Source organism: Cyclobacterium sediminis, from assembly GCF_054781075.1.
Genome location: NZ_BAAGVC010000022.1, coordinates 58,027 through 77,752 on the forward strand (window position 1 = coordinate 58,027; position 19,726 = coordinate 77,752).

Sequence of the window (19,726 nt, forward strand, 5' to 3'; positions counted from 1 at the left end):
TTATTGTCTTTGTGTTTTGCCTTCTGATTTTTTGTGGGAAATTTGTGTCATGAAAGATTTGGTTGCCCAATTGGCTGAAGTTTCGTTGAATTTACCCACTTACACCATGGATATAGAAAAAGGTGATCAGGGTAGATACTTTGTTTTTGACCCCATTAGGAAGAAGAAATTACTATTAACTCCTGAAGAATGGGTAAGGCAACACATTACTCATTATTTGGTTGAGCACATGAATTATCCCGGTAGTTTGATTGCTTTAGAAAAAGGCTTAAAATACAATGCTTTACAAAAGCGCTTTGATATATTGGTATTGGACAGGTCTGGAGCATCTTTTTTTTTAATTGAATGCAAAGCACCGGAAGTAAAATTGAGCCAGAAAACCGTTGAGCAAGTTTGTGTCTACAACAATAAATTCAACGCCCCATATATTTGTATAAGCAATGGACGGATGCATTATTGCTTAAAAAAAGACTTAAAAACGGGAAGGTATTCCCAAATTAATCATTTCCCGAAATTTGACGAAAATCCAGCGATTTAAACAATTGATTTATAAAAATTAATGTGACCTTAGTCATGTTATTTGCTAAATTTGTCCAGTATCTTTCAAAAAAATAAAGGCTGAATAAGATGAATAAAGTTAAAAGTACGCCTTGTGAACTGTGTTTGAGTAGAAAACTATCCTTATTTGCAGGACTAGGAGAAGAGCATTTATGCAATGTTTCTGAAGGGAAAAATTTTATTTCTCACAAGAAGGGACAAATCCTTTATTATGAAAGCACCAAGCCTTTAGGGGTATTCTGTGTCAATAGTGGGGTGGTTAAAATTTTTAAAACCGCTTCCAATGGAAAGGATCAGATCATACGATTGGCTCAGAAGGGAGATCTGGTGGGGTACGCTTCATTGATTGGAGAAGAGGCTTATACCACTACCGCCACAATCGTGGAGGATGCAGGCATTTGCTTTGTACCTAAAGAGGTTTTTCTAAAAGTGATGAAAGAGGATGATAATTTTCATCAACGCCTGACACAGGCACTTTGTCATGATATGGGTTTAATGGAGAGCCAGTTAACAGATGCTACTCAGAAATCTATCAGGGAGCGGTTGGCCTTGACATTACTACAGCTGGGAGACAGTTATGGTGTGGATGGTGGCGATAGGCAGCGGCTTGATATAACCCTCACCAGGGAGGAAATCGCAGGTCTTGTTGGTACGGCTACGGAGACAGTGATTAGGCTTCTTTCTGAGTTTAAGAAGGATAAACTTATAGATTTACAGGGAAAGAAAATAATATTACTAAATCGAAAAGGCTTGGCGAGACTTTCAGATTTTTATGGTTGATATACCTAAGCAAAAAAAGCCCATCATCGGGCTTTTTTTGCTTTAAATTTATTTTGAAAGTTCGGTGATCGGTTCAAGCTCGAGTTTTCTAAACTCTACTTTGGCGCCCTCTGCCTGAACGGCGACTTGCCCTTTGGTGGCGGTAGCATTGTATCCTTCGTTGACCAAGTCACCATTAACCCAAACCTTTACTTTATCCCCCAAGCACTCGATTACCATCCTGTTCCAAAGACCGGGAGTATTTTCTGAGCCATCGGTAAGGTTGAGAATTCTTCTTTTTTTACCTTCAGTCACTCCCCATTCTTCTTTAGGTCCCCTTCTTTCCACCATATTGTCTACTTCTATATTTTCTACTATGCACCAGAAATCCCCTGCATTTTCGTGGTACATTTGAACCTCAATTGATTTGGGGAACATTTTGTACAAAGATCTGGGGGTAGAGGCATGTATCAATATTCCACAATTGCCGGTGGCTTCAGGAAAGCGGTATTCTGCAGTAATCCTGTAGTTTTCGTATTCTTCATTGGAGATCAGGTGACCTTGAGGAGTGCCCATGCTTATCAATAGCCCATCTTTCACTACGAACGAAGGGCTAATATTGGGGTTTTCATCTTGATCCGGTACATCCACATGCCAGCCGGACAAATCCTTTCCGTTAAATAAAGGTGTTTTCTGTGCCATCAAAGGACTTAGCAGCATCAAAGATAGCAAGGAGAGTAGCAAAGCTTTTGGCTTCATGGTATAGGGTTTTATTGGTTAAGGTTATAAACAAACAGGGGAACACCTGCGTAGACGTTCCCCTGTAAGGATGATGGGTCGATGGAATAAGCTTATCCGATCAAATTGCCATTGTCATCCCATTGGGCAATGGTTCCCCTTGTACTGATGTCAAGATATACGTCTTTGTATTTGGGATCGTTTTCAAGACCATGTTTGGCCAACACTTCGTCAGGCACGCCGTCCCAAGCGTTAGGGCGGTTACCTACATATCCCAAGTCTTTGAAACCTTCTTCGCTTGTAAAGAATCCTGTAGCAGTTAAGTTTCTGAGGTTGTTGAAAAACTTAACACCGCTAAGGTTTTCAGGTTTTGCTGTATCTGGATAAGCGATCAAATCAATTACTTGCGTGCGTTGGTCTTCAGAGATTTCTAAGAATTTGCTTCCAAATAGTTCATCTGATTTGTGATCAAGCCATAACAAGCCTCCCCTCAATGGAGTTTGATAACTAGGGATATCCTTCACCATAAATTCAATAAAGTCCGGCACCCCTGCATCCGTGGCACTCCCTGAAGTTTCATCTGCAGGAATAATCATGTCTACAAGTAGGTCTAGCTTTTGGCGCTCTTCCTCTGTGAAGAAGGTGGCAGATTTTAGGTTTTCGTTATGGATAATCTCTTCCGGAGTTCTACCATAACTACCAAATTCTCCTATTTTAGGATTGTGAGGAATTTCCACCGTTTCCGGTGATTCTGGCCCGCATCCTGTAAACAGCATACCTGAAGCCAGGGAACCGGTAAATAAAAGTTTTAGGTTTTCTCTTCTGTTCATTGCTTTAGATATTTTTCTTGTTCAGTTGATCGATAATGTATTCGGAAGTTCTCCAAGAGTTGGCCAGGATGGTCCAAGTTGGGTTTTTATCCGCTTGAGAAACAAAAGCTCCACCATCTACTACAAACAAATTTTTGCAATCATGTGCCTGCGAATATTTGTTCAATACAGATGTTTTTGGATCATTTCCCATACGTGTAGTCCCAACTTCATGTATAATTCTTCCAGGTTTATGCAACCCAAACTCTCTGTCCCTTCCAGGTTTTTCTCCCAAGATAACTGCTCCCATGCTGGTCAAAATTTCTTCAAACGTATCATGCATGTGCTTGGCTTGGTTCAGTTCTTGATCACTCCATTTGTAATGGAATTTCAATACCGGTATACCATATTTATCCACCACCTGATCATCTATTTCACAGTAGTTTTCATAACGTGGAATACTTTCCCCTCTACCTGACATACCTACAGTACTACCGAAAAATCTTCTAATATCTTTTTTCAAGCCGGCACCATAGCCTCCGTTTACTCCTGGATTACCAAATTCATCTTTGACATATTGTCTCATGGTGTCCATTCCGCCACCAAAACCATAGGAAGGCATTCCCATACCACCCCAATATTCTATATGGTAACCTCTGGCAAAATCCAGGTTTTTTTCATTAAGCCACCAAGGCGTATAAACGTGCATTCCACCTACGCCATCTTCATTGTATCTTTCTCTGTCCATCAGGTCAGGGAGAATTCCCATCCTATCTGCTCCTGTGGAGTCATGCAGGTAATGGCCTACATGCCCGGAACTATTTCCTAACCCATCAGGGTGTTGTGCAGACTTGGAGTTCAACATGATCCTTGCCGATTCACAAGCAGAAGCTCCCAGTACAACCACCCTTGCAGAAAGTTTGTATTCTTGCATGTCAAGCTTACTTATGTAAGTAACCCCGGTAGCTTCACCTTTATCATTGGTAATTACTTTTCTGACCATGGCCATGGTGAAAAGGTCTACTTGTCCTTTTTTCATTGCCGGTTTTACCAAGCAAGTTCCTGCAGAAAAATCTGCATAAACTTGACAAGCCCTGTTGCATTGGCTACAGAAGAAACAGGTTCCCCTGTCATTGTTTACCGGTCTTGTAAGGATGGAAAGGCGAGAGGGTATAACAGGAACATTGACCTTGTCCGCACCTTTTTTGATGAACAATTCATGCAAACGAGGTTTGGGAGGAGGAAGGAAATTGCCATCCGGCTCATTGTTGATTCCCTCTTTGGAACCAAACACACCGATCAGTTTGTCCACCTTGTCATAATAAGGAGCTATGTCATCATAACTGATGGGCCAGTTTTCGCCCAAGCCATCAAAATCCTTTCGCTTAAAATCTAAAGGACCAAATCTCAAAGAAATTCTTCCCCAGTGATTGGTTCTCCCACCCAGCATTCTGGATCTAAACCAATCAAATTCACTTCCTTCACCTCGGGTATAAGGCTCTCCGTCAATTTCCCAACCACCTATGGCAGCATCAAAATCTCCGAATGGACGCACAGTACCGGCGCCTCTTCTGGGGGATTCCCATGGTGGCCTTAATTGGGTTCTGTGCTCCTCTATGGCCGGGTCAAAATCAGCCCCAGCTTCTACTACTGCTACCTTCAATCCGGCTTCCGCCAAGATTTTGGAAGACATTCCACCACCTGCTCCAGATCCTACGATGATTACGTCGTAAGCATCTCCGGCGGTCTGTATTTGAATACTCATTCTTTGTTTTTTATTAATTACTTTGAAAAATTAAGATAATTTTCTGATAATAAAAAGAAACATTTTTAAAGAAGGATACCACTATTACCAAAAATAGGCTATTTTTTATAGTAGCGGTCGTAAATGTTTCCAAACTGTTTGTGCGACAATCCTTTGCCCTTCACTTGTCGGGTGAATGCCATCCGGTAGGTTTAAATCAGGATTTCCCGCAACTCCCTCCAGCAAAAACGGGATCATTTCTACCTCTTGCTTAGTAGCAATCTCTGCGTACATTTCCCTAAACTCTTCCGAATATTCCTGTCCCATATTGGGTGGGATTTGCATTCCTGCCAACAGAATCTTGGTATCCGGAAACCTACTTGATACGGAAGAAATGATCGCATTGAGGTTTTTTCTGGTTTCCGCTAAAGGGATTCCTCTCAATCCGTCGTTTCCTCCCAGTTCAAGAATGAACACTTCAGGTCGGTCTTCCAAAAACCAATCGAGCCTACTCAAGCCACTGGCAGTTGTTTCGCCACTTAAACCACCATTGATCACACGATAGTTTAAGTTTAGGCTATCTATTTTATTTTGGATTAAAGAAGGGAATGATTCGTCTTCATCCAAGCCATAGCCCGCTGTCAGACTATTGCCATAGAATAAAATATTTTTTTTCTTTTGCTTCTCAGGCTTTTTATCTGCTGTTGGTGTAACCTTTTTCTCTGTTTCCTGTTTTTGATTACAGGAGACAGTAAAAAAGGTAGTTGCTACAAAGAGCAGCATTACAGGAGCTATTGTTTTTATCAATTTTAACATTTGAAATATTTTTACAATCAATTATCAAAATTACTAAACTTAATCCACTATTGGTTTTGTTCAAAAGGGATAAGTTTTTTTCTTTGAAAGATATGAACATACTAAGCGTTGAAAATCTGAGTAAAACCTACCGTAGTGGAAACAGGAAACTCACTGTATTAGATCAAGTAAGTTTTGAAGTGGAACAAGGGAAAACCTTGTCCATCGTCGGTCCCTCCGGGAGCGGAAAAACCACCCTTTTGGGCCTTTGTGCCGGTTTGGATGTGGCAAGTGCCGGCAGCGTTCGCATGGATGGTAAAGCACTTGAAAACATGAGTGAAGACCAACGGGCCGGCATTAGAAATCAATTGGTGGGTTTTATATTCCAAAATTTTCAACTTTTACAAACTTTAACAGCATTGGAAAATGTAATGGTTCCTTTGGAGCTAAAGAAACGAAAAGATGCCAAAGAAAAAGCCAAAGAGCTTTTGGTAAAAGTTGGGCTGGGTGACAGGTTGACCCATTACCCCAATCAATTATCTGGAGGGGAACAACAAAGGGTTTCAATTGCCAGAGCATTTGCAAATGAGCCTAAAATATTGTTTGCAGATGAACCTACAGGCAACTTAGATACCGAAACCGGAGAGTTGGTAGAAAACCTTATTTTTAAGTTGAACGAAGAGCAAGGGACCACTTTAATTTTGGTTACCCACGATCTGGAATTGGCAGCAAAAACACATCAATCTTTACATATCAAAGGGGGTAAAATACAGGAGGCTATACATGATTGATTGGGCTTGGTCTATTAAAATGGCCAGAAGAGAATTTAGAAAAACAGGGGTCAAATTAATTCTGTTTGTTTCAGCAATCGTTACTGGAATCGCAGCCTTGGTTGCAGTCACTTCTTTTGGAGATAACTTAAGTAAAGACATAGATGAGCAAGCCAAGGAATTGTTGGGGGCAGATTTGCTGCTTAAGAAAAATCAACCGATAGAATTTCCGGAAATAGAGGAGATGGCTAGCAAGCATGCCTTAGAAATAAACTTTGCTTCCATGGTGTATTTTCCTAAAGCCGGAGACAGCAGATTGACTCAAGTTAGGGCTTTGGAAGGAGATTACCCTTTTTATGGTACATTGGAGACCATCCCGGTAAACGCCGAAAGTGATTTTAGATCCGGAGGTAAAAAAGCTCTGGTTGAAAAAACCTTAATGGCTCAATTTGATGCTGCGGTTGGAGATTTTATCAAGGTGGGGAATGTCAGTCTGGAAATTATCGGTGCCTTACAAAAGGTGCCGGGGCAAACCGGTATCACGGCAACAGTGGCTCCGGCGGTCTATATTCCCATGGATCAGCTTGAGGCTTCAGGATTGGTGCAATATGGAAGCCGGGTAAATTACAATCATTATTTCTTGTTTCCTGAATCCTTTGAGTTACAAACTTTAATTGACGAGAATAAAGAGCTTTGGGGTGAAGATCGCGTCAATTTTGATACCGTCCAATCACAAAAAGAGTCCACAGGGAGGTCTTTCGAAAACCTTTCCAACTTCCTTACCTTGGTTGCATTTATTGCTGTATTGTTGGGTTGCGTGGGCGTGGGGAGTGCTGTCAATGTCTTTGTAAAAGAAAAACTTCCTTCAGTGGCCGTGCTAAGGTGCTTGGGGGTAAAAGCACTGGATATTATAATCGTGTATTTGGTACAGATTTTCTTTATGGGTTTGATAGGTTCCATTATTGGGGCCACAGCCGGAGCCTTGCTCCAATTTCTGTTACCTATTGTTTTTAGTGATTTCCTTCCGGTAGAAGTTACGGTGCAATTGGCATGGGGAGCCATTGGTATGGGAATAGTCACAGGGGTGATGATATCCATCCTGTTTGCTTTAATACCATTGCTTAAGATCCGTAAAGTTTCTCCAATGATGACTTTAAGACCGGATGATCAATCAACCAATATAGGAAAGGACCCTATAAGGTTATTTGTGTTGGCAGCTATTGTGGTATTTATACTTTTGTTCAGTTTCTTTTTGTTGGGTGAATGGGATCAAACCTTATGGTTTACCGGTTTTGTGGTATTGTCTTTTGGTGCACTGTGGCTTTTGGCAATGGGCGTAATGAAAGCCATCCGGACCTTTTTGCCCATTTCCCTAAACTATCCTGTAAGGCAAGCCCTGTCAAATTTATACCGGCCTAACAACCAAACGGTTTCTCTTTTGGCGACCATTGGCTTAGGGACAGCCATGATTGGCACCTTGTTTTTTATTCAGGATCAACTGCTGGATGAGGTAAGGTTTGCCGACAAGGAAGACCAGCCCAATATGTTGTTTTTTGATATTCAATCCAGTCAGGTAGATAGTATGAAAGCCGTGCTTGAGGCCGAAGACTTACCCATCTTGCAACATGTACCCATCATCACGATGGGAGTATCGGAGGTAAATGGGCTCACCAAAAAGGAAAATGAAGAGCTAGAGGATGAAGAAAGAAGGTCAAGATCCTTTTATAACAGAGAGTTTAGGGTTACTTACAGAGATAGCCTTATAAGCACCGAAGAACTGGTGGAGGGAGAACTTATACCATACGCTGCTTCAGCAGATAGTATCTTTGTATCCATGGAAGAAGGCTATGCAGAGCGGAATCACATGAAGATAGGAGATGAGATTGTCTTTAATGTGCAAGGAAGACCTTTGACTACGTATGTCGGTAGCATAAGGAAGGTCAACTTTAGAAGAGTGTCCACCAACTTTCTGGTTGTTTTCCCGGATAAAGTGCTAGACAATGCACCGAAATTTCATGTCTTGATCACAAAGACAAAAGACGATAAAGCTTCTGCTGATATCCAAAATACGATTGTGAGACAGTTCCCCAATGTGTCGGTGGTGAATTTGAGCATGATTGTGGAAACCCTTGAGGATCTTTTGGGAAAAATTGGGTTTGTTATTCAATTTATGGCATTCTTCAGTATTTTGACTGGGATTCTGGTGCTGATCAGCTCTTTGCTCATTAGTAAATTCCAGCGGGTTAGGGAGAATATTTTATTAAGAACCATAGGTGCTGAAAGGAAAGTATTGATAAAGATCAATATTCTGGAATACCTATTCCTAGGCAGTTTGGCTGCAGGAGGTGGATTGATTTTATCCATTCTTGCTTCCTTTTTGCTGAGTTATTTTGTCTTTGAAATTGCTTTTTCCTTGGCTTGGCAGCCCTTGGTAATCGTGTTTGGATTGATTACCGCCCTTACCGTCTTCCTAGGTTATGTAAATAGTTTGACTATCTTAAAAGCAAAGACAATGGATATTTTAAGGACTTAATACGGAGTGGTTTAAGTCATCAAAAATAATAAAGGAACCTTTTGACTTAATTATGTGTCTCTACATTAGATACATGTAAAGGAAATGAAAATTGAAGAGGAAATAAAGCAAAGTCCATTCAAAGACGAGTACACCAAAGCAGTTGTAAATTTATTGTTTACACAGAGTTATTTGGTTAGTCGTCAAAGCAGGATTTTTAAGCCTCACGACATCTCTGCAGAGCAGTACAATGTGCTTAGAATTTTGAGAGGTAGGTCTCCTAAACCAATTACTGTATCCTCCATTCAGGAGAGAATGCTCAATAAAATGAGTAATGCCTCCAGACTTGTGGAAAAACTCAAGCAGAAAGAAATGGTGAGGCGTACTGAATGTCCCAAAGATCGGCGACAAGTGGATGTGGTAATCACTGAAAAGGGACTGGACCTACTAGAGTTGCTTGACAAAGAGGTGAAGCAATTGAATATGGATACAATTCATCTTGATGAAGTTGAGGTGGAACAATTAAATCACCTATTGGATAAACTAAGAGGCTGAATTAAATAGCTGCTTTTCCTTAAGCTTTCGTCAAATTTTAAAACAAAGTTTAGGATGCATTTTTTTCCTGCCAATCACAATAATATCCGGTTTTCTATCAAATTTATTTTTAAGTTAACGTTAAGCTTTTATGTCGAATGATTTAAAATAGGCATTTAAATTTTTGGCCTGTGTTTTGTGTAGGGAAGTGAACAGATAGTAGTTTAAATTATTAACAAAAGGACTTAGGGGTATGAAAAGTATATTGGCGATTGTGTGCTTAGTGGTTGGTATTCAAATGTTTTCTGTGGCACAGGAAACCACGAAAATAAGCGTCGAAGGGAATAGTGAGATTAAAATTTTGCCCGATGAGGCCCTGATCAATGTGTCACTTAAAGAGAAGGCATTAAAAACGGCTTCGGCTACTGAAGGACTGAACCAAAAAGCTGCTGAAGTGACCAAGGCGCTGGAGAAAAGTGGGGTAAAAAACTATGAACTAAAAGCGGATAATTATTTTGTCAATATTAACAGGGTCTATACGAAAGGAACCTCTAAAGACAGTGGTTATGTGGCCAGCCAAAATTTGAGGATATTGGTCAAAGATACAGCACAGGAATTGGTCAAAATCATGCAAGCGTTGCATGACACTATAGATATGGGCTTCCAATTGAGTTTCCAGCTTTCAGATAGCAAAAGGAAAGAATATCAAGAAGAATTACTGCGTATGGCTTTGCAGGACGCCAAAAGTAAAGCCATGTTGATAGCCAACACGCTTGAACTAGGAGATATAGCAGTTCATCAGGTGATCTACGGCTCCGGAGGGAATTCTTTTCAACCAAAGGGGTATAGAAACGAGGCCATGATGTTAAGTGCTGACAACCAAAGAACAGCGCCAACAATTCAGCCTGACGAACAAACTTTAAGTGATCAGGTGAAAGTAATATTTACTTTTACAAAAGAATAAGTCTTAAGCTTGCGGATTAGGAAAGTTATCCGTTTCGTTTTCTCCAGGCCTTTTGTGTAAACATTGGAAATCTTTTTCAATCAACAATTGAAGGTCGGTACCCTCAGCCAAAGCTTGTTTTTTGGCTATTCCAACTTGTGCAGTATTTGCCCACGCCTTTATCTCTGCGGAGGGTAAGCTTATGCTAATCTGTCCCTTCTCAAAAATAATGTTAAAGGAATTTCCATCTTCTGAGGCTTTTAAAATATAAATGAATGAAGGATAAGGGTTAGGAAATTTCAATTCCTCTTTGATCTCATTTGTCTCAGACAATTTTTTAACTTCAGACATCGAAAGCCGGAGACGAATGGAATTGTTGTGGATGCGGATTTTCATAAAATGCTGATTAAAGTATATGCGGGGAAAAACAATTATTTAGTAAATTGGTTTATTTGGAAATAATAATTTTTGTATTCCCGATGTTTAACCCTTTTCTTGGTTGATCTCTTTAATGATTCCGGTAAGGAGAGATTTATCCCTACCTTAAACCGGTGTATTTAGTAAGGGGTGAAGGACTAAAAAGGCATTTTAAAATTAGCTATTAATTCCTTTGCAAGCTAAAAACCGGGGTTACATTTGATTATAATTTTATAATTATAGTTTAATATGGAACGGTTTTCTTTAATGCTTAAATTTTGAAAATTAACAATATATTATCTGCGGACTTTTGATTTTGACTAAAGTATAGGCAATTTACCAAAACGAAATCATCTATTCACTTACCTTTAATCTCATGTCAAATAAAGAACTTCTGACTTTTCTTACGGAGCTGTCTGCCAACAATAGCAAAGAGTGGATGGACGAAAATCGAAAATGGTATGAGCAGGAGAGGACATCTTTTCTTGAAATAGTTGCTGAAATTTTGGCTGCTTTAAGTAAGATTGAGCCCGGGTTTTCAGAGTTGCGGCCAAAAGATTGTATGTTTAGACAAAACAGAGACATAAGGTTTAGCGCTAATAAAGCGCCTTACAAAACCAATATGGCTGCTTATTTTTCGATTGGAGGAAAAAAAGCGGAAGGTCCCGGATATTATCTGCACGTACAGCCCGGAGCTTCTATGGTTGGAGGAGGGGTTTGGATGCCGCAGGCTCCCGTACTTAAGAAAATCAGACAAGAAATTGACTATTCAGGTCAAGAGCTAAATCAAATACTATCAGCCCCTGAGATAAAAGGTACATTTGGAGCAATGCAAGGGGAAAAGCTCAAAACCTCTCCCAAAGGTTTTGAAAAAGATCATCCTTATATTGAATATTTGAGGTACAAAAGTTTTGTTCTTTCCCGGCCTGTTTCAGATAAGGATATTCACTCAGGTGCCTATGTGGGGTTGGCCTTAGAGGCCTATGAAAAGATGAGGCCTTTTCAGACTTTTCTTGCACGAGCAATTTATACCACAGATGAGGAAGATTTATTGCTTTAAAGAAGAAGCTTCTCAATGCTTTTGGCTACACCATCCGTGATATTTGAGCTGGTAACTTCATTTGCTACTGCTTTTACTTCCTCACGAGCATTGGCAACAGCCACCCCATAACCTGCTTCATCCAATAAAGGGATGTCATTGTAATTGTCGCCAAAGGCCAGGACTTCACTCATAGGGATATTGTAATCAGCCAAGATTCGTCGCAGGCCTGATGCCTTGGAGATAGCCTTGGGTGCAATCTCAATATAAGTGTCTTTGGACCTGTAAAGGTGTAAAGAGGAATCATGGCTATTGAACAATTGATCGTATAGCCATTGAATTTCATCAACCTGTCCCATGCACATTACCTTATGTGCCCCCATTTTAGCGCTTTCCCAATTTTCTATTACTCCATGTTGTTTACCTAATTTGGCTTTTACTTTGGTAACCATCTCTTCCTTTTCAGTCCATTTATCCATGGTTGGTGCATACCAATCGTCTGCGGAATATAGGCTTATATGCACCTCAGTCTTCGCTGCCACTTCAATTATTTTGCGGCATGTGGCCGGCTTGATATAGGTAGAATCCACCATTTCTGAACCCTTGTGCGGGGAGCGGATGACATAGCCTCCATTATAGCAAATCAAAGGGTTGTCCGTCCTTTTAAATTCTTCCAGCAAATGAGTCATTGCACCGGGCATTCTAGAGGAGGCCAAGATTACAGGGAAATCTGCAGGTAAAGCTGCAAAGGCTGTTAAGGTTCTCTCTGAAAGTTGTCGGCGTTTATCCAAAAGTGTGCCGTCTATGTCGGTGCAAATAGCGCTTATTTTCATTGATTGAATTTTTGATGCGAAGATAAACAATCAAATGGCTTTACTAAAAACAGGGCTGGATTTTTCTGTATTTTGACTGTAAGGATCCAATGCCATGCAGATGTTCCTTACAAATGGTTTTCCTTCTTCGGTGATGTTAATTTTTCCTTTGTCAAAAGAGATCAAACCTTCATTAAGAAAGGTTAGTAAGTGATCAGGGATCTCGCTCCCTTGCTTCCAAGGTGCCGTATGGTTGCAAATCAAGCTCATTATAAAGGATTTAGAACGCAGATCGCTTTCTTTCTGAATATGGCCTTTTATGATAGGGAATTCATTTTCCCATATTGTTTTGGTGTAAGCTTCTATCTTTTTTTCATTCTGTCCATAGGCATAATTGATGTCAGAGATGGCGCTACAGCCCAAACCTAATAGAATCTTTGATGGTGAAGTGGTATAGCCCATAAAATTTCTGTGCAATGTCCGGTTTGATTTGGCTTCAAGAAGTGGATCTCCTATTAAAGCAAAATGGTCCATGCCGATTTCTTCATAGCCCATATCTTTGAGCCAAATTTTACCTTGCTCATATAACTTTCTTTTTTCTTCTTCGTTTGGGAGGTGCTCTTCAAATGATTTTTGGGCTGGAAAAACTGTTGGTAAATGTGCGTAACTATAAAAAGCAATTCGATCCGGCATGAGTGCTTTCGTTTTTTCGAAAGTGTCTTTTAATGTTTCCAAAGTTTGATGAGGGAGACCATAAATAAGGTCAAAATTAATGGATTTATAACCGGATTTCCTGCTTGCTTCGGTTACTTGTTTTACCTTTTCATAGGGTTGAAATCTATGAATGGCTCTTTGAACTTTACAATCGAAGTCCTGAATACCAAAACTTACCCTGTCGAAACCAAGGCCTGCCAAGGTCTCTAAATGTTCCTTACTTGTATTGTTGGGATGTCCTTCAAAGCTGAATTCATAATTACCCATTTGGCTGGAATTTTTGGTAATATGGTCGATTAAAATCCATAGAGAAGAAGGAGAAAAGAATGTAGGAGTCCCACCTCCCAAGTGAATGCCGGCGAGCTTTGGCTTTTCATCTAGTAGGTCAACATACATGTCCCACTCTTTCATTACTGCGGTTATATAAGGGAGTTCTACATTATGGTTTTTTGTAATTCTTTTATTGCAGCCACAATAGGTACATAGGCTTTCACAATAGGGCAGGTGGATATATAGGCTTATGCCTTCATCAGGTCCGAAATTCTTATAAGCCTTGGTAAATAATGCTGCCCAGTTTGAGGAGTGAACATCGTTTTCCCAATGTGGAACGGTTGGGTAGGAAGTGTACCTTGGAGCAGGGACATTGTACTTTTGAATAAGAGAGGGATTTGTCATTGCCACATAAAGTTGATTGATGGCACAAAATTCCTCATACTTCGGCCAAGATAAAATGATGACAAAAAGCAAGGATACTGATTAAAGTCATGTTTTTTTTAAAACCGTTGTTTCTGCTAATGGTGATTTAGGTAGTAGCTTACCGGAACATAAGGAAGGTTAAAAGTTTCTGCAACGGCTTCATAGACAATATCTCCTTTTATAATATTGAAACCATGGTGGAGTTCAGGGTATTTATCACAGGCTTCTTGCCAACCTTTTTGTGCCAATTCCATGGCATAAGGTAAAGTGGCATTGGTCAGTGCCAGGGTGGAGGTGTAGGGGACAGCTCCCGGCATATTGGCCACGCAATAATGCAGCACCCCATCGATGGTATAGGTGGGTTCTTCATGGGTAGTGGGTTTGCAGGTTTCAATACAACCGCCTTGGTCCACAGCCACGTCTACGAGAACCGTTCCGGGAAGCATTTCCTTAAGCATGTCTCTTGTGATCAGGTGTGGTGCTTTTGCTCCGGGGATCAATACTGCACCAATAATGAGGTCTGCATTTTTGATCAAATGTCTAATGTTAAATTCATTGGACATCATTGTCTTTACATTTTTAGGCATTACTGTGGAAAGGTAACGCATTCTTGGTAGGGATACGTCTAAAATGACAACATCTGCTCCAAGCCCCGAAGCCATCCAAGCGGCTTGAGTGCCCACAATTCCCCCTCCTAATATCAATACTTTGGCAGGTAAAGTTCCGGGAACACCTCCCAATAGTATTCCCCTACCTCCTAGCGGTTTTTCCAAATAATTGGCACCTTTTTGGACGGACATCCTTCCTGCGACTTCTGACATTGGAATAAGTAAGGGAAGTGTTTTGTCTTCCTTTTCTACGGTTTCGTAAGCCAAACAGATGGCTTTACTTTTGATCATTGCTTCGGTGAGGGGTTTATTTGAAGCAAAATGGAAGTAGGTGAAGAGCAACTGGTTTTCCTTGATAAGGGAGTATTCAGGTTCAATGGGTTCTTTGACTTTCATGATCATTTCCCCTTTGCTATAAGTTTCTTCAATGGTAGGAATAATTTTTGCACCGGCATTTTGGTAGGCCTGATCCGGAAACCCACTTCCAAGCCCTGCTGATTCCTGAATAAATACTTGATGCCCATTTTTAGTAAATTCTTGAGCACCTGCAGGGGTTAGTGCCACTCTGTTTTCATTGTTTTTTATCTCTTTAGGAACAGCGATGCGCATAATAGTAGCTTTAAAGTGAACGAACTAATCAAATATAATCAGGGATTGCTTGCAAGGGAAATGATTGAAGAAATAAATTAAATATTGTTTTCATCCTATTTTGATAATTGAATGCTTTATAGTCTTTGTTTGGGTATTAGGTAATTAAAATTTAGTCGACAAGCTATTAAATGAAGATATTTTCATTACTATATCAAAATAAAATTCGTTTTCATGCATTAAAGATTATATTATTCAGAATAATATTGTTTTTAATTGATTTTGGCTCCTCTTATAAATTGGGATAACACCAAAAAATGTGTATTTTTGAAATCCTTGGATTTTCATATGAAGAAAATGGCGTAATTAATGAACACTGTATATCTACCTTCTCTTACAAAAGAAAATGCATCTACTTTGGATGTGCAAAGCGTCTTGAATGACTACAGCATGGTCATGATCAGTAGGCATGCTTCCTTGACAGTAAGAAAAGAGGTGTTTATGGGAAAGGCCAAATTTGGCGTCTATGGGGACGGCAAAGAATTGGCACAGGTAGCTATGGCTAAGTTTTTTAAGATGGGAGATTTTAGGTCAGGTTATTATAGAGACCAAACCCTGTTATTTGCCATGGAAGAATTGAGTATACAGGAGTATTTTGCTCAACTATATGCGCATACGGACATTCATGCTGAACCTGCGAGTGGAGGCCGTTTAATGAACGCCCATTTTGCTACAAGGTCATTGAATGAAGATGGGTCGTGGAAGAACCTGATGAAAATGAAAAATTCCACAGCCGATATATCCCCAACAGCGGCCCAAATGCCTAAATTGTTGGGGCTTGCCTATGCTTCCAAACTTTATAGGGAAAACCCAGCCCTTCATGGCATGAGTACTTTTTCTGATAAGGGAAACGAAGTGGCATGGGGCACTATAGGGAATGCATCTACTGCTGAAGGAATGTTTTTTGAAACCTTTAATGCAGGGGGGGTATTACAAGTCCCCATGGTAATTTCTGTATGGGATGATGATTATGGTATTTCTGTAACAAATGATTTGCAGGTAACAAAGGCGAGCATTTCCGCTGCATTAGAAGGATTTAAAAGAGATAACAAAGAAAAAGGCTACGAGATTTTGGTCGTGAATGGCTGGGATTATGTAGGGTTGGTAAATGCTTATGGTAAGGCCAATAAATTGGCGCGAGAAGAGCATATTCCCGTACTGGTACATGTTAAAGAAATGACCCAGCCTCAAGGGCACTCTACCTCTGGTTCGCATGAGCGGTACAAAAGCAAAGAGAGGCTCGCTTGGGAAGCAGGACATGACTGCGTTGTAAAGTTCAAAGAATATATATTAGAAAATAAGATTGCTTCTGTAGAGGAGCTGGATCAAATAGAAAATGAGGCCAAGCAACTGGTCAAAGAGAGTAAAGATAAAGCATGGAAGGCCTTTACTGCAAGCATTCGAACGGAATTAGAAGAAGCTGTTGGCTTGCTAACCGATTTGGCGAAAAAAATAAAGGAAAGTAGCCAACTTATCCAAATGACTGGGGACCTTAAACGTACTTTAAATCCAGTGAGAATGGATGTGATAAGTACAGTTCGAAAAGCCTTGTTATTGGTGAGGGATGAACCTTTGGAGGTTAAAGTAAGGCTTCAGGCCTGGTATAAAAAACAGCAGGAACTAAATGAAGACAGGTACTCTAGTCATCAGTATAGTGAGTCAGCTTTCAGAGTAGAGGCTGTTACTACTGAGGAGCTAAGTTATCCGAATAAACCCGAACTTTTGGATGGGCGCGAGGTATTGAAAGCATGCTTTGATGCCATACTCAGCAGAGACCCCAGGGTTTTTGTTATCGGAGAAGATGTTGGAAAGATTGGAGATGTGAACCAGGCCTTTGCCGGTTTGCAGGCCAAACATGGATCGCTACGGGTGACCGATACAGGTATTCGGGAAGTAAGCATTATAGGTCAGGGGATTGGTGCCGCCTTGAGGGGATTAAGACCAATCACGGAAATTCAGTACTTGGATTATCTTGTTTATGCCCTAATGACCCTTTCTGATGATTTGGCTTGTTTACACTACAGAACCAAAGGAGGGCAAAAAGCTCCGCTAATAATACGGACCAGAGGACACAGACTTGAAGGGGTATGGCATTCCGGGTCTCCCATAAGTATGATTTTAGGAAGCCTTAGAGGTATATTGTTGTGTGTACCAAGAAATATGACGCAAGCAGCGGGAATGTACAATACCTTGCTAGAGGCAGATCAACCTGCAATAGTCATCGAATCCCTGAATGGATACCGGTTAAAAGAAAAGATGCCTTCCAATATCGGGACATTTAAAGTGGCCTTGGGTAAGGCGGAAATTTTACAAGAAGGGAAGGATATTACTGTGGTAACCTATGGGTCCATGTGTAGGATTGTGATGGATGCGGCAAAGCAACTTTTCAAGATAGGGATACAGGTGGAAGTGATTGATGCTCAAACCTTGGTGCCATTTGATTTGGATGAGGTGGTTTTAAATTCTATTAAGAAAACCAATCGGGTTGTTTTCGCAGATGAAGATGTTCCCGGAGGAGCTTCTGCATACATGATGCAGCAGGTTTTGGAAAAACAAAATGCGTATTATTATCTCGATTCTCAACCCATCACCATCTCAGCAAAAGAGCATCGACCTGCCTATTCATCTGATGGGGATTATTTTTCTAAACCAAGCGTTGATGATGTAGTCGAAAAGGTTTATTCTGTCATGAGTGAATCAGACCCCAAAAAATTCCCGGAGATCTATTGATCAATCTTTTATAATTATAAATTAACACTAAGTGAGTTCAGGTTTTTCTGTGGAGATGGCCTTGCATTATTAACTCAGTCCTTCCAGAAAATCCACTACAATAAGAGTGAAATGGTAATTAGCGTTCTATCTGTGAAAGGGTAAAGTCAGGGGTGGAAACCACGTTACTTTCATTCAATGCCCTGTCTTTTACTTTTATTTCCAGTTTTAAAGTGTCGTTTCTAAAAACACTATTCCAACCTAAAGACAACATAGAATACCTAATTTCTCCTTCAATGGCACGTTGTTGTTCTTCTTCAAGCAAGCGAGGAAAGCGCCCGTTGAAAGTGGTAAAATAAGGAGGGTCTGACCAATTGAATTCAGTATAATTGCCTCCTCTTTTTATAAAAAATTTAACTAATATATTGTAATAGTCCTCGTTTTCAGCGACCCATAAGGTGTCTTTGATTTCTTGGTTGTTAATTAAAGGGAAAATTACCCAATCTCTATTGTTGAAATCCGGTGCATCTTCCGGGCGTTCACTATAAGTAATGAATTGCCCGGCATCATCTGTAATGTAGTTGAGTTCGTTAAAAGGAGGGAAAATATCTGTGGCATTGAGCCCCAAATCCCCTTCCGCATCTCGGAAATCCAGTGTAATAATCAAAGAATCGGACCCTGAGGTTTGGATAAATTCCAGATTATTAAAATCAATCTGTGGCACCGTAGGAAAATCTTCCGGTGGGGAAATGCATCCAACCCAAACTGAAAGTAGGAGTAGGGTAATGATGGTGTGATTTTTTAACTTCATAGGTAATCCGTAATTTTACACTTCCGCCTCTTTGAATGTAAAAATGATCAAAATTTGGGTTTTACCATAAAATAACGATGAATTCTTTTAAAAGTTTTAGTGAAAAAATTAAAACAGGGAAAATTGATGATTTTGAGGCCCTGGCGATGGATTCATTTTTGTTTCAGTCGACCCATAATAAAGTTTACCAAAGGTACCTGGAAGCTAGGGGGGTTAGGCCTCAAGAAATTACGGAAGTCAATGCTATCCCCTTTCTCCCAATAGGAATGTTCAAGACAGCTAAAGTGATTTCAGGACCTGAAGGGTTATTTAACGGATGTTATTCGAGTAGCGGTACGTCGGGTCAGGAAAACAGTCGCCATTATATATATTCTAAAGACTTTTATTTGGAACACTGTGTTAATAATTTTGAATCAGCCTATGGTTCATTAGAAAACTTTCATGTTTTGGCTTTGCTCCCTTCTTATTTGGAGAGAGAGGGCAGTTCCTTGGTGGATATGGCAGCGCATTTTATTCAAAAAAGCAAATCCATTCATTCAGGTTTTTACTTGTACGAACATGAGGCTTTGTTGAACAAAATGGATGAGTTAAAAAAAGATGGAAGACAAACCTTGTTACTTGGTGTGACTTTTGCTCTCTTGGATTTGGCCGAAAAGATAAATGATCATGCAGATTTTGGCAACTTGATCGTTATGGAGACTGGAGGGATGAAAGGCAGGAGAAAGGAAATGATTAGAGAGGAAGTGCACGAGGTTCTTAAAAGGACATTAAATGTAAAGCATATCCATTCGGAATATGGAATGACGGAGCTTATGTCTCAGGCTTATTCTCCCGGGGAAGGTAAATTTTGGTGTTCTCCATTTATGAGGGTTTTGATACGGGATGTTTACGATCCTTTTGCATATACCTCAGGAACTTCAGGAGCCATTAATGTTATAGATTTGGCCAATTTCCACTCTTGTTCCTTTATTGAAACCGAAGACCTGGGTGTCAAAAACAAAGATGGCAGCTTCACAGTTTTAGGTAGGATGGACAATAGTGAAACCAGAGGCTGTAATTTAATGATCAATTAATTTTGTATTTATTTAGTATTTGTACATATTTGACTTT

At 40.2% G+C, this 19,726-nt stretch carries 18 protein-coding genes; 9 read left to right on the plus strand and 9 right to left on the minus strand.

Annotated features, from left to right (window positions below; all coding sequences use genetic code 11):
• Nucleotides 1-49 precede the first annotated feature (49 nt).
• Complete coding sequence (locus tag ACYVHJ_RS18245; RefSeq protein WP_339904516.1) at nt 50-538, plus strand: type I restriction enzyme HsdR N-terminal domain-containing protein; 489 nt, start codon at nt 50-52, stop codon at nt 536-538.
• An 89-nt stretch (nt 539-627) separates the two neighbouring features.
• Entirely contained in the window at nt 628-1,338 is a 711-nt protein-coding gene (locus ACYVHJ_RS18250) for a Crp/Fnr family transcriptional regulator (RefSeq protein WP_460517696.1), read from the plus strand.
• A 48-nt stretch (nt 1,339-1,386) separates the two neighbouring features.
• Here the strand turns inward: ACYVHJ_RS18250 and ACYVHJ_RS18255 are convergent, their stop codons facing one another.
• The 4 genes from ACYVHJ_RS18255 to ACYVHJ_RS18270 form a co-directional block, all read right to left on the minus strand.
• Entirely contained in the window at nt 1,387-2,076 is a 690-nt protein-coding gene (locus tag ACYVHJ_RS18255) for a 3-keto-disaccharide hydrolase (RefSeq protein WP_339904512.1), read from the minus strand.
• 92 nt (nt 2,077-2,168) lie between these two features.
• The gene (locus ACYVHJ_RS18260) at nt 2,169-2,885 is read right to left on the minus strand and encodes a gluconate 2-dehydrogenase subunit 3 family protein (protein ID WP_460517700.1); all 717 of its coding nucleotides are present in this window, start codon (nt 2,883-2,885) and stop codon (nt 2,169-2,171) included.
• A gap of 4 nt (nt 2,886-2,889) precedes the next feature.
• On the minus strand, nt 2,890-4,629 hold the full coding sequence (locus tag ACYVHJ_RS18265) for a GMC family oxidoreductase (protein ID WP_460517703.1): 1,740 nt from the start codon (nt 4,627-4,629) through the stop codon (nt 2,890-2,892).
• A 105-nt stretch (nt 4,630-4,734) separates the two neighbouring features.
• Nucleotides 4,735-5,424: an arylesterase gene (locus ACYVHJ_RS18270; protein ID WP_339905634.1), complete on the minus strand. Its 690-nt coding sequence runs from the start codon at nt 5,422-5,424 to the stop codon at nt 4,735-4,737.
• 92 nt (nt 5,425-5,516) lie between these two features.
• Between ACYVHJ_RS18270 and ACYVHJ_RS18275 the strand changes: the two genes are divergently transcribed.
• The 4 genes from ACYVHJ_RS18275 to ACYVHJ_RS18290 all read left to right on the plus strand — a co-directional run bounded on the left by ACYVHJ_RS18275 (nt 5,517) and on the right by ACYVHJ_RS18290 (nt 10,183).
• Nucleotides 5,517-6,194, plus strand: coding sequence for an ABC transporter ATP-binding protein (locus ACYVHJ_RS18275; RefSeq protein ID WP_339905636.1), 678 nt, complete (start codon nt 5,517-5,519; stop codon nt 6,192-6,194).
• A complete protein-coding gene (locus ACYVHJ_RS18280) occupies nt 6,187-8,706 on the plus strand; it encodes an ABC transporter permease (RefSeq protein WP_460517706.1) in 2,520 nt (839 codons plus the stop codon). Before ACYVHJ_RS18275 ends, ACYVHJ_RS18280 begins: the two co-directional genes overlap by 8 nt.
• A gap of 84 nt (nt 8,707-8,790) precedes the next feature.
• Nucleotides 8,791-9,240, plus strand: coding sequence for a MarR family winged helix-turn-helix transcriptional regulator (locus tag ACYVHJ_RS18285; protein WP_460517709.1), 450 nt, complete (start codon nt 8,791-8,793; stop codon nt 9,238-9,240).
• Nucleotides 9,241-9,472: 232 nt separating this feature from the next.
• A complete protein-coding gene (locus ACYVHJ_RS18290; protein WP_460517712.1) occupies nt 9,473-10,183 on the plus strand; it encodes an SIMPL domain-containing protein in 711 nt (236 codons plus the stop codon).
• Nucleotides 10,184-10,186: 3 nt separating this feature from the next.
• On the opposite strand, the gene ACYVHJ_RS18295 is transcribed toward ACYVHJ_RS18290, so the two are convergent.
• Nucleotides 10,187-10,558, minus strand: coding sequence for a DUF7009 family protein (locus ACYVHJ_RS18295; RefSeq protein WP_460517715.1), 372 nt, complete (start codon nt 10,556-10,558; stop codon nt 10,187-10,189).
• A gap of 397 nt (nt 10,559-10,955) precedes the next feature.
• On the opposite strand from ACYVHJ_RS18295, the gene ACYVHJ_RS18300 reads away from it, so the two are divergent.
• Nucleotides 10,956-11,639: a DUF2461 domain-containing protein gene (locus ACYVHJ_RS18300; protein ID WP_460517718.1), complete on the plus strand. Its 684-nt coding sequence runs from the start codon at nt 10,956-10,958 to the stop codon at nt 11,637-11,639.
• Here the strand turns inward: ACYVHJ_RS18300 and ACYVHJ_RS18305 are convergent.
• The 3 genes from ACYVHJ_RS18305 to ald all read right to left on the minus strand — a co-directional run bounded on the left by ACYVHJ_RS18305 (nt 11,636) and on the right by ald (nt 15,057).
• Nucleotides 11,636-12,451 (minus strand): Cof-type HAD-IIB family hydrolase, encoded by an 816-nt coding sequence (locus ACYVHJ_RS18305; protein ID WP_339905733.1) that lies wholly within the window; start codon nt 12,449-12,451, stop codon nt 11,636-11,638. The genes ACYVHJ_RS18300 and ACYVHJ_RS18305 overlap by 4 nt on opposite strands.
• A gap of 30 nt (nt 12,452-12,481) precedes the next feature.
• A complete protein-coding gene (gene hemN, locus ACYVHJ_RS18310; RefSeq protein WP_460517722.1) occupies nt 12,482-13,819 on the minus strand; it encodes an oxygen-independent coproporphyrinogen III oxidase in 1,338 nt (445 codons plus the stop codon).
• A gap of 116 nt (nt 13,820-13,935) precedes the next feature.
• Nucleotides 13,936-15,057, minus strand: coding sequence for an alanine dehydrogenase (gene ald, locus ACYVHJ_RS18315; protein ID WP_339905444.1), 1,122 nt, complete (start codon nt 15,055-15,057; stop codon nt 13,936-13,938).
• Between the two features lie 348 nt (nt 15,058-15,405).
• Between ald and ACYVHJ_RS18320 the strand changes: the two genes are divergently transcribed.
• Complete coding sequence (locus ACYVHJ_RS18320; protein WP_460517727.1) at nt 15,406-17,826, plus strand: alpha-ketoacid dehydrogenase subunit alpha/beta; 2,421 nt, start codon at nt 15,406-15,408, stop codon at nt 17,824-17,826.
• A gap of 118 nt (nt 17,827-17,944) precedes the next feature.
• Here the strand turns inward: ACYVHJ_RS18320 and ACYVHJ_RS18325 are convergent, their stop codons facing one another.
• On the minus strand, nt 17,945-18,616 hold the full coding sequence (locus ACYVHJ_RS18325; protein WP_460517730.1) for a hypothetical protein: 672 nt from the start codon (nt 18,614-18,616) through the stop codon (nt 17,945-17,947).
• Between the two features lie 77 nt (nt 18,617-18,693).
• Here ACYVHJ_RS18325 and ACYVHJ_RS18330 point away from each other — a divergent pair, with 77 nt between their 5' ends.
• Nucleotides 18,694-19,689, plus strand: a complete 996-nt coding sequence (locus ACYVHJ_RS18330) for an acyl transferase (RefSeq protein ID WP_460517733.1) — start codon at nt 18,694-18,696, stop codon at nt 19,687-19,689.
• Nucleotides 19,690-19,726 lie beyond the last annotated feature (37 nt).